Genomic DNA, 7,663 nt, shown 5'->3' with positions numbered 1-7,663 from the left:
CGTACCAATCACGCTCTTAATCGTCGTAATCTCTTCATCAATGGAGGTGCACAGCTTGGCTGCCGCCTGCTCCACTTCAGACACAATCGTCTGCGCAGAGGATGTAGCATCATCACAAGCCCGATTGATCTGCGCCTGCTGCTGGCGGATTTCAGCAACCACCTCATTGTAGTTTGGAATGCCCTGCCTCAGCTGCGCAAATTCACTGGCGGCCTGATCCACATTCTGCTTCACCTTGGTCAGCTGCACGACAGCATCATCCAGCGCAGAGTTGAATTCCGGGCCCGGTGTCACCGTGACCTTTTGAGGACCAGCATCTGCGGCCCCTGACGTTCCGTTCGCGGCTGTACTCATCGCCTCACTCCTCAAGTCCAGTCTTACCAGTTGTGATCTGAATTCCGCTCGGAACTGCGGTCCTCTCCCCGCGCGTCAAACTCAATGTCGCCAGTGGAGGTAAACCGCGCAAGAAGCTCCTCTTCCACCCCATCCTGGATCAACCGGTCCTCGTCTTCACGGTCCTCATACCGATCGGCCTCTTCCTGCAATCGCTCATCACGAAACCCGAGAACCACATCCGCTGCAGTAATGCCATCTTCACACACCAGCATCCCTTCCGCCTTCACCAGCGCATCCCGCGCCAGACTCAGGTGACACAAAAGCCCTGGCAGCGTCTCAACACCAGACCGCGACAGCGTAAGCGTCTCTTCCTGCTCGATAACCCCTTCCCAGCGGCGCAACTGATTGAGGATCACCTCCTCCAATTCCTCTCGAATGTATGTAACGTCCCGTTCCATATCTCACCTTTAGAGCTGACCGGGGATCTGCCTATCGCGTCAGAGCCCGAAGAAAAGTCGCAAGCAAAATGTAGTCCTATTGAAACAACAGCGTAATTTCCTGAATCAGATCCGCCAGTTGGCCCGCTTCCGGCAGATCACTCACTCACATCCTGAAACGCCGAGATAGCATTGGTCACCATGACGTTCAGCTCCGTCAGCGCAGGTGTCGCTGCCAACGCCGGATCCTGTGCGATCTTCGCAGCCACAATCGCCTGTGCAGCCATAGAGATTTGCATGACACCGTTCATGTAGGTCTCCGCATTCTGCGACGCATGCCCGCTGGATTGCTTGGTCATCACATCATCAGGAATGGAGATCATCGACTCCAATCCTTGGTAGTTTTGAAAGTTGGTAAACTGCACGGCCTGAGTAATCTGTTCGTTTAAAGCAGAGGTTGAAGGCGCAGAGGTTGGCAATGGTGGATAGGATGGCCCGGAGGACTGCTCCTTCCCGGTATCCGTGGATGTGCCCTGCGACTGCCCACCCGTCCCGTCAGAACCGGTAGTATCCTCAAAGTCTGCACCGCCAGCAGATCCCTTTTCACTATCCATCACCATGGTTTGTTGCGCTCCGGATTGACTGTTGCTCTCACTTGCTGTGTTGACGGTTTCCGTTGCCGCCTGTGAGGACATTTTGACCGCTGGAGAAGATCGCTGAGCACCCTGTGTTCTGGATGCCTCAGCACCGGACTGAGTTGAGGAACGCAAACTATTATCGCTCAAAGGTCCGTGGAGCAGAGAGATCAGGCGCCGCCGACGCGTAATCGCATTCTCATACTCTTGAGAAGCTGAACTCTCACCTCTCTCCCTCACCATCAAATTCCCTCAAATTAGCCACCTGAAGGTTTAGACTCCGCTCCAGAGGTCGGGCCTATTTCCATAATCAGCTGAACGCCCTTGGACACCACAGCCGTCGATATCTGGTTCATGGATTGCTGCGCATGGGTCGCATTTTGAACCGACAGTCCCGTCGCATTACTTACCACCTGATACAGATTGGCAATTGCCTGAGAAGGCGCTTCACCCACCACCTTCACATTCGTCTGGGTAACGGCATCCGTCACCTGAGCATTTACAGTATCTTCCGCCATGCTTTCGCCCTCGCAGTCTAAATTCGTTAACTATTCGGAGAGACGCACTCCCAACCCTCCTGTGAACATTCAATCTGCTCAATTGAGCCGCTTACGCTTCTTGGAGCGGGCATCTCTCAGCTTCTCACGCAAAAACTGCACCCGCTTGCGGGCCAAAGCCTGAGAAATATTCAGCTCCTCCGAAATCTCGCTGTAACTGCGATCCTCGGCAAACTTCATAGAAAAAATCTGCTGATAGATAAGAGGAAGCCGCTCCAGCGTCTTGCTGATCAGCATCAGCTCTTCCTTCTGTGCCAGCAGCACTTCCTGCGGTGCGCTTTCAATCTCTGTATTGGCCAGATGTTCGTCGTAAACATCCTTATCGCCATCACGAAACTGATATTCATAACGCTTCTTCCGATACTGACTGATGAACTCGTTTTTGAGCGCGTACATAAAAAAGGCGATTGGCTCCCTCATATTCAAGGGACGCTGTTCAAAGTGCGATGCAACCTTAATGATCGTTGCTGACATCAACTCTTCAGCCGCATCCATGTCACCACCCGTAAGATGAAACGCTCTTCCAAATATCTTTTTTCTATGCTCGTTCCAGTATTCCCAAACAGGCGTCAAATCCTGACGCCCATCAAGATGTTCTAGTCGTGTATTCTTGTAATACATCCGCCACACCTCAATGTATTACAGACTAAATCCCTGAACACCACAAAGAGACATCACGAAACACACACCAACACCGGCATGGAGAACAGATATCAACTTTATTTCTAGAGAATTCGTCCGCTTCGATAGAGATGAAGCTACGGATATTCTTGTTTGCGGAAAACCAACGCAATTTTATGGGTTGTATAAATTCACGCTTACAACCAACGATAATATAACGTGAACCAGATTAGAAATTTTAAGAGGTTCCAGTCACTTAACGACCTTCGAGTGATCAACCTTGCAGAATTACAACACAACCAGAAACACGACGACGACCTGTTAACAACCTATAAGGTGTATACTTGAGGTTGATACAACCCGAAAAATGCATAAGCCCAATCTCATAGAGCGCCATCCACCCTGCCCTTAATAGACAGCCCGCCCGACGTTTTGTGACATAAGCGATTCTACAAATTAAAGGAGAGATTGTTTTTCCAGGTGCTCAATCACAAACCGCGCACGCTCTTCAACGCACACTTGCGGCACGTCAACCAACTCATATCCATAAGCACGATAGACCGAAACATTCGCCGCATAATCCTGGCATGCAAAGTCAAAGCCATGCGTTCGCTCCGCATCATGTTCAAAAATCTCTCTCCACGGCGCGCACACAAACACGGGCAACGCAAACCGCCTCAGATGCGCAGCACGCACCATACTCTCAGAAACAGAAGCCCCAATAATTGCACTATACGCAATCGCTTCCAGAAAACTGCGATCATGGAACACAGGCTCACCTGACCGCCCCCCTCCCCGATCAAACGCCGCAATGGAACGCTCAAACAACAATTCCCGAAAAGCAACACAGTCCTTGTCAGGCAGAGCACAACCACCAACCGCACGCTGCTCCCGCACCAACTGCCGCCCAACCTCCTCCCGGCACGCATACCCAAGAGACTTGAGATAAGCCAGCAAAGTAGATTTTCCAGCACCAGACGCACCAGTAATGACAAAGTCCATCACAAAACCTCGCAAAGAAAGAGCGGAACAAGACGATATATTGGGGGGAAGGTTCGAAAACCGGAATGCAAGGAGTGCCAAAAAGGGATGCGATCACTTTGAAGCAAAGCACACACAAACACCACCAAGGCATAAATGCCTTGGTGAAACAGTCACCGATTTTCTGAAAGAAAATGGTGAGCCCGCACGGGTTCGAACCGTGGACCTACTGATTAAAAGGCGCTTCAGTATAGAACGCTCATTTACGATGAAGAGCGATTCATTACTATGAATCAAAGAGTTGTAGAAAATTATTTGCGTTTGCCTACCTTGCTTTTCGCGCTCAATCTCATACATTTGCTTACATAGTGCTGACACAGAACGGTAAGCAGTTCGTTTTTGATCTATGACGGTTTGGATTCTGTTTTGCACAGGTCCTAAAAGAAAACCCCAAAGGTCGTCAGAAGCTGTCATGCCGTCAGAAACAGCTGCAAACGGAGGCGTTTTTCAACTTCAAAATTCGTATGTGTGGTGGCTCCTGTCACGAGCCGTCAGCGGGAAAGGTATGTCTATGCCGAACATAACGAAGCGAACGGTTGACGCGGCAAGGCCAGCAAGCAAAAAACACTTCCTCTGGGATAGCAAGCTCAAAGGGTTTGGCCTTCAAGTGATGCCAAGCGGTGCAAAAACATTCATTGTGCAATATCGCACGCATGAAGGCCGCTCCCGTCGTATGAGCCTTGGGAAATATGGTGAATTGACACCTGATCAAGCCAGAGATCTGGCGACCGACGTTCTGGCGAAGGTCCGCAACGGAGATGATCCTCTATTAAAGCGGGAAAACAAACGAGCTGCTCCCACGGTGAATGTGCTCCTTGATCTCTATATGAGTAAACATGTGCAGGTTCACAACAAGCCCAAGACAATGAAAGACATTGAACGTCTCCTAAAGCGATGTGTTCGTTCACGACTGGGGCACATGAAACTCAACTCTGTCAGGCGGCAGGATATTGCAAAGCTGCATCACTCATTGAGAGCAACACCTTGTCAAGGCAATCAAGTTCTGGCTGTCTTATCTAAGGCGTTCAATCTCGCTGAAGTATGGGGCCTAAGACCAGAGCACAGCAACCCGGTTCGGTTGGTCAAGCGTTACAAAGAAAACGAGCGTGATCGTTTCCTGTCAGAGGAAGAGCTGCAAAGACTGGGGCGTACCCTTGAGCTGGCAGACCAGGAAGGTCTTCCCTGGATCATAAAAGCCGGGAAGAGTACAGCCAAGCACTTGCCCCAGGATGTTGCAAAGCGGAAGACACCTGTTAATCCAAGAGCTCTTTATTGCTTACGTCTGCTCCTTTACACCGGTGCACGCTTGAGTGAGATCACAACCCTGAAATGGAAGCATATTGATTTTGAATTGGCCACGATTGCACTGCCTTCAAGAAAGGGGGATGAGCGTAAACCTCATCCGGTAAGTACCAGTGTGATCGAAATCCTCTCTGATATTCCAAGAGTGGATGTTTCACCATATGTTTTACCGGGCTGTAAAGATCCGACACGCCCCATTTCGATTGAGGTAGTTGAGAATGCATGGCAGCGCATCCGCGTCTATGCCAACATTCCTGATGTTCGTATTCACGATCTGCGCCACACGGTTGGCACCTTCGCAGCCCAAGCAGGCAGCAACGCCTTCCTCATCAGCCACCTTCTGCGCCACCGCAACGTGACCATCACCAATCGCTATGTGAACCATGATGCCCATCCAATCCGGGTGCTGTCAGAGACGATTGGTGAACGGATTGAGGCTGGATTGGAAGGACGAGAATGAGAACTCCGCTACAGGCATTTGGAGGTATTTATTTGGATAATTGCGAGCACCACATGAAGCTTTTGACCAGTTGCGGACGTTCAACCTAAACTTTGTTGCTTACAGCCGGTGCGTGACTTCAACCATAGATCGATTTTGATCAGCTTGTTTCCGAGTGGCCATAGTCTACATTTAGGCGGTCACAGCGGCACCTTGCCAAAGAGTGTGCTTTCAACTCCAGATACTTCTCTCCAGCATACGATTGAGAGCAACAGAAGTTGAATTTTTAATATGCCTCGCCAAGCTATAGCTCTCCGGCTTCTGAAGTAATACTTGATATAGACCTAAGGCCAGTCATGCACTAGCATCCAAGCTGAACCACTCAAGTTTGGAGAGATACATTGTGTCGTTCACTTACCTTCTTCCTCGTCATTGCAATTCTATCGACACCCGCACACGCCGAGTGGCTTTACGCTCCAATAGGAAGTGCTTTTTCTGACAAAAAAAAATTTCCATTCATGTTCTGGTTAAACCCAATCAACACTCCGAAAATTGTTGCTGGGACGCCCGCAATTGCATGCGTTGGGAACGAAATAATTCTTAAGTACTCCATTGATCGCGAAATAAAAAATTATGATCAAATAGATTTTGAATCTCTAGAGGAAATCACGAGACTTTTGGTTAGAATAGATAGTAACAGCAAAAGATCATTTAAAGCCAAATACACATATAAAGACAAAATTTTTACAGTAACATCTGTAGTAGATATTGAACTTTTAGACGAAATTAAGAATGCCAAAAGAAGAATTGCTATCGCGAATGCAAGTTTAATTGCAGGTATATTCGATGAGAGCGTATTTAGTGCTAAGGGCTCAACAAAGGCTGCGCGCAATCTCTTAAAAGACTGCCAAAATAGCTAAAAACATTAGCAAGAGCCACCGTGGGCTGAAAATAAAGTATCACTCTAAGCACAGCTTCGTTCACGGCATTTCTTCAGCCTAACATGTCGCTTGTTGACTCGTTGCGGACATTCGCCTCAGGGCAGAGGCCTCACCGGTTTTACGTTCTTGCTATTTCTGATTGTGTGCGTTTCCAAAAGACCTGAGGTGTGGGCAGCAATCCACTTACGCCTGGTCCATGTACCCAGTGCGGACAAAGCAGTCATTTGGCGAACGTCGACAATATGTAGGATGCGCCTTAAACAACGCTTTATAAAGGGCGTTAACCCTTTTCTTGTTAGAAAGCTTGCTTACAAGTAGACATTGAGTTTTTGTCTTTTGCACGGTTAAATTGTGAAAGGTATTGATTTGAGCACCGAGAATATTGCGCAATACGAGGCCTTGGTTAGGTCGATCGCGCTTATTATTTATGGCCGCTGCGTCGACCACGGTAATGGTATTCCTGAGTTCGAACATTTTGCAGAAAACGATTTACAAGAACCACCGGATATCCTCTCCCGGTTGGGCATTATGACCGATAAGGATGGGAGAAGGCACCGCCATACCTTTAGTTTTGGCTGGGTCCCGGATAAACCATTAAACCTGACACGCCATCAAGGCGAACCAACTGTTTTCGATTTAGTATTAGCGCTTTGCTTTTTGATTGATTGGGATGTTGCTCGTTTTGGGGATATTGGAAGAGTTCGTGATTTCGACCCAACTCAAGCAGCGCCCAAGTTTGACTTATCGGCAACGAGGCCATTCACGACAATAGAGCGTGAAGCGTTTTGTGAGTACGCATTTTTAACTGGCTGCGCACTTCTAGAGGAATTGGGCCTTGGAAGCTGGACGGTAGACGCGAGGTTTGAAGTTTTGTTTGAGCTCTCTCAAAACTCGCCTATACGGATTATGAGTATCTATCGCGGGTCGCGGCTCAATCTAATAAGGAAGCTTGGAGAAAAAGCCAAGCTTTATCCTGTCGTCTAAAATTGATCCTCTTTCACTACCTTGAGCTGCCGACATAAGCCTTTTCACTTCCAAGAAAAGGCTCGAAACTCTCATTCGCCATAATGCACGCTAACGTCAGCAATGGGGCTCGAAGCCTTCTAACGCCTACGGCGTATAGAGCTATGAATTCCTGGCCAACAAGGTCTTCTGAAAGTTCACTACAGACAGCAGCAACTCTTGATAGAACCTCTCCAATGGCAGTTCATGGCCCTGTTTGCATAGATATGCGAGCGTATGTAGCGGTGTGACCATAGCTGATGGGGTGGATGGCTCCTGCTCCCACCAACGCCGTAATGCGTCATACTGCAGTTGTCATGGACAGCAAACGAATGGAGCCACCCCATGCAAG

General features: G+C 48.8%; 8 protein-coding genes and 1 pseudogene. 3 read left to right on the top strand and 6 right to left on the bottom strand.

Annotated elements, in window-relative coordinates:
- The 6 genes and pseudogenes from PPL9_RS01040 to PPL9_RS01015 form a co-directional block, all read right to left on the bottom strand.
- Positions 1-354, bottom strand: a pseudogene (locus PPL9_RS01040) (hypothetical protein); the annotation flags it as partial.
- Between the two features lie 23 nt (positions 355-377).
- Positions 378-794, bottom strand: a complete 417-nt coding sequence (locus tag PPL9_RS01035) for a hypothetical protein (protein ID WP_057460905.1) — start codon at positions 792-794, stop codon at positions 378-380.
- A 137-nt stretch (positions 795-931) separates the two neighbouring features.
- A complete protein-coding gene (locus PPL9_RS01030; protein WP_057460904.1) occupies positions 932-1,651 on the bottom strand; it encodes a hypothetical protein in 720 nt (239 codons plus the stop codon).
- Positions 1,652-1,665: 14 nt separating this feature from the next.
- Positions 1,666-1,926: a RebB family R body protein gene (locus PPL9_RS01025; protein WP_054663306.1), complete on the bottom strand. Its 261-nt coding sequence runs from the start codon at positions 1,924-1,926 to the stop codon at positions 1,666-1,668.
- 78 nt (positions 1,927-2,004) lie between these two features.
- A complete protein-coding gene (locus PPL9_RS01020) occupies positions 2,005-2,586 on the bottom strand; it encodes a sigma-70 family RNA polymerase sigma factor (protein ID WP_057460903.1) in 582 nt (193 codons plus the stop codon).
- Positions 2,587-3,042: 456 nt separating this feature from the next.
- A complete protein-coding gene (locus PPL9_RS01015) occupies positions 3,043-3,588 on the bottom strand; it encodes an AAA family ATPase (RefSeq protein ID WP_057460902.1) in 546 nt (181 codons plus the stop codon).
- 550 nt (positions 3,589-4,138) lie between these two features.
- Here PPL9_RS01015 and PPL9_RS01010 point away from each other — a divergent pair.
- From PPL9_RS01010 to PPL9_RS01000, 3 genes are all read left to right on the top strand, one after another.
- A complete protein-coding gene (locus tag PPL9_RS01010) occupies positions 4,139-5,389 on the top strand; it encodes a site-specific integrase (protein ID WP_057460917.1) in 1,251 nt (416 codons plus the stop codon).
- 380 nt (positions 5,390-5,769) lie between these two features.
- Positions 5,770-6,288, top strand: coding sequence for a hypothetical protein (locus PPL9_RS01005; protein WP_057460901.1), 519 nt, complete (start codon positions 5,770-5,772; stop codon positions 6,286-6,288).
- Between the two features lie 372 nt (positions 6,289-6,660).
- Positions 6,661-7,293 carry a hypothetical protein gene (locus tag PPL9_RS01000; protein WP_152986558.1) on the top strand — a complete coding sequence of 211 codons (633 nt, stop codon included), beginning with the start codon at positions 6,661-6,663 and terminating at the stop codon, positions 7,291-7,293.
- The last annotated feature ends 370 nt before the right edge of the window (positions 7,294-7,663 follow it).

It is taken from the genome of Pseudovibrio sp. POLY-S9, from assembly GCF_001431305.1.
Lineage (GTDB): Bacteria > Pseudomonadota > Alphaproteobacteria > Rhizobiales > Stappiaceae > Pseudovibrio.
The sequence above is the reverse complement of the archived record's forward strand: the minus strand, read 5'-3'. Positions and strand labels throughout refer to the sequence as shown.

Excerpts from the sequence above, each read along its gene's own strand:
- PPL9_RS01035 (WP_057460905.1), bottom strand. The coding sequence starts at position 794 with ATGGAACGGGACGTTACATACATTCGAGAGGAATTGGAGGAGGTGATC.
- PPL9_RS01030 (WP_057460904.1), bottom strand. The coding sequence starts at position 1,651 with ATGGTGAGGGAGAGAGGTGAGAGTTCAGCTTCTCAAGAGTATGAGAAT.
- PPL9_RS01025 (WP_054663306.1), bottom strand. The coding sequence starts at position 1,926 with ATGGCGGAAGATACTGTAAATGCTCAGGTGACGGATGCCGTTACCCAG.
- PPL9_RS01020 (WP_057460903.1), bottom strand. The coding sequence starts at position 2,586 with ATGTATTACAAGAATACACGACTAGAACATCTTGATGGGCGTCAGGAT.
- PPL9_RS01015 (WP_057460902.1), bottom strand. The coding sequence starts at position 3,588 with ATGGACTTTGTCATTACTGGTGCGTCTGGTGCTGGAAAATCTACTTTG.
- PPL9_RS01010 (WP_057460917.1), top strand. The coding sequence starts at position 4,139 with ATGCCGAACATAACGAAGCGAACGGTTGACGCGGCAAGGCCAGCAAGC.